2 protein-coding genes and 1 pseudogene are annotated in these 2,646 nt (G+C 71.5%); 2 read left to right on the top strand and 1 reads right to left on the bottom strand.

The features are described from left to right. Positions 1–313, bottom strand: a pseudogene (locus tag KN815_RS27845) (polysaccharide deacetylase family protein); the annotation flags it as partial. Between the two features lie 77 nt (positions 314–390). Between KN815_RS27845 and KN815_RS27840 the strand changes: the two are divergent. Further along, positions 391–1,572, top strand: a complete 1,182-nt coding sequence (locus KN815_RS27840) for a class I SAM-dependent methyltransferase (RefSeq protein WP_216344664.1) — start codon at positions 391–393, stop codon at positions 1,570–1,572. Between the two features lie 321 nt (positions 1,573–1,893). Next, positions 1,894–2,646, top strand: a 753-nt coding sequence (locus KN815_RS27835) for an acyltransferase (protein WP_216344663.1), incomplete at its 3' end; no start/stop codon positions are given.

Here is a 2,646-nt window from a genome sequence, read left to right as displayed (position 1 = left end):
CCGGGGCCGACGCGGACGCCGATGGGTCACCGGAGCGCGGCGACCCGTCCGGGAACGCGCCGTCCCGGGCCTCGCCCTCGTGCCCCGGCCCGGACGACGCCGGTGGCCGCCGCTCCGGCTCCCGTCCGGATGGCGGCCGTGAGGGCGACGGCGGGTCGTCCAGCCGGGAGGCGAGGGAGGGCGGCGGCATGGGAGCGCCGCGACGGGAGCCGGTGTGCGGCTCGGTGGCGGCGCCGAGGGATCCGCAGGCCGTGAGCACGGCTGCCGCGCCGACGAGAACCAGAGAGCGAGGAAAACCAGTCTTGATCATCATCACATAAGCGATCTTCGGCCCAAAGGCGTGGATATGCGCGCCGTACGCGGGCGAATGCGCTCGCGGGAGCGGGGAGAATGGGCCATGTGGACGTTGACGCCTTCGACTCACTGCTCGGCGACGAGGGGCAGGCGCTGCTCTCCGGGCTCCGCGACTACGACCCGGCGAAGGAGCTCGCCACCGCGACGCGGCTGCGCCGCGATCACCCCCCGGCGCTGGTCTCGGCGGCCCTGACCCAGGCCACGCTGCGGCAGCGGGCGGTGGCCAAATTCGGCCCCGAGGACGCGCACCGCATGTACTTCACGCCGAACGGCGTGGAGCAGTCCACCCGCACCTCCGTCGCCGCGTACCGCGCCGCCCGCTTCGCGGAGTTCGGCGTCCGCCGGATGGCCGATCTGTGCTGCGGCATCGGCGGCGACGCCATCGCACTCGCCCGCACCGGGATCTCCGTACTCGCCGTCGACCGCGACCCGCTGACCTGCGCCGTCGCCCGCGCCAACGCCCAGGCGCTCGGCCTGGCCGAGCTGATCGAGATCCGCTGCGCCGATGTCACCGACATCGACACCCGGCCCTTCGACGCGGTCTTCGTCGACCCGGCCCGGCGCGGCGGCCGGGGCCGCGTCTTCGACCCCGAGGCGTACTCCCCGCCCCTCTCCTGGGCCATCGAGGCCGCCCGCACCACCCCGCGCGCCGCCCTCAAGATCGCTCCCGGCGTGCCGCACGAGGCGGTCCCCGAGGACGCGGAGGCCGAGTGGATCTCGGACCACGGCCAGGTGAAGGAGGCCGTCCTGTGGTTCGGCACCGCCCGCCCCGGGCTGCGCCGCGCCACCCTTCTGCCGAGCGCCCACTCCCTCGTCGGCACCCCGCATCTCCCCGCCCCCGAGCCCGGCCCGGTCGGCCGCTGGCTCTACGAGCCGGACGGGGCCGTCATCCGCGCCCATCTCGTCGCCGATGTCGCGGCCCGCGTCGGCGGCCGGCTGATCGATCCGACGATCGCCTACATCACGACGGACGAGCTGCGCCCGACGCCGTACGCCACCGCGTACGAGATCACCGATGTGCTGCCGTTCAATCTGAAGAAGCTCAAGGCGCTGCTGCGGGAGCGGGAGGTCGGCATCGCGACCATCAAGAAGCGCGGTTCCGCGGTCGAGCCGGAGCAGCTCCGCAAGAAGCTCCGGCTCGAGGGCGGGAACGCCTGCACCATCGTGCTGACCCGCGCGAAGGGCTCCCCGACGATGCTTCTGGGGCACCCGGCTTAGGGCCTGTCGTCGAAGGGGGCGTCCGGCCGCGAGCGGCGGCTGGTGCGGTCGATCGCAAGGCGGAGCGTCGCCCTCGTACTGGGCGTACTCGGGTGATGCGACAACGCGGCGAGCGGCCGTGCCAGGCGTCGGGAGCAGGGCGCCCCTCTTTGACGGCAGGGCCTAACACGGCCACGGCCGCTGAGAAAGATCGAGGCCGAACGGAAGGTGCCGAATTTCCCTAAACCCGGCTCCGGTTCATGAGGCCGCTCGCGACCGGGGCGTTAGGGTCAACGCGTCGACGCGACAGCGTGTTCGGTCCCGACGAAAGAGCGTGTGAGTATGACGGCATCCGCCACCGAGAGCGGCGCCAAGCGAACGTTCACCGTGCGTGCCGGGGAGGCGAGCGGTGACCGCATACGGCTGACCGTCTACGACATGCTCATCGGCCCGGTCTATACACCGCGTGCCTTTTTCTACCGGGAGACCCTCGACGGCGAGGCGCTCCGCGCCTCCCTCGGCCGGACATTGCGCAACTTCCCGATCCTTTCCGGGCGGATGAAGAGGGATTTCGACGGCGGCCTCAGTGTGCTCTGCGACGATGGCGGGGTGCGCTTCGTCGAGGCATACGCGTCCGAGCCCATGCCGGACTACGGGCCTCGCCAGACGGCGAAAAAGGGACTGGAGCGCCATCTCAGCCACGCCATGCCCTTCTGGGTGGTCGACCGCGATACGCCGCTTTTCACGGTGAAGCTCACCCATATGAAGGGCGGGGGCTCCATCCTGGGCCTCACGATGAACCACGCCGTGGGCGACGGGTCCAGCTATATGAGCTTCCTGGAAAGCTGGATGAACGAGCACCGGGGCCTCGGATACGCCAAACCCAGCCATGACCGCGGCGTCATCGACACACTCGGCGCCGCTGCCACGGGCGACACCCGTACGGGCGGCGCCCATCTCACCATCATCGGGCGGGCCCGGAAGTCCGCCTTCATCGGCCGCGCCCTGCTGGGCAGCCTGGGCGGCACGACGACGGTGACCACCCGCTTCACCGCCGCGGAACTGGCCACGATCAAGGACACCGCGATGGCCGAT

The organism is Streptomyces niphimycinicus (genome assembly GCF_018883605.1).
GTDB classification, from domain to species: domain Bacteria; phylum Actinomycetota; class Actinomycetes; order Streptomycetales; family Streptomycetaceae; genus Streptomyces; species Streptomyces niphimycinicus.
The sequence above is the reverse complement of the archived record's forward strand: the minus strand, read 5'-3'. Positions and strand labels throughout refer to the sequence as shown.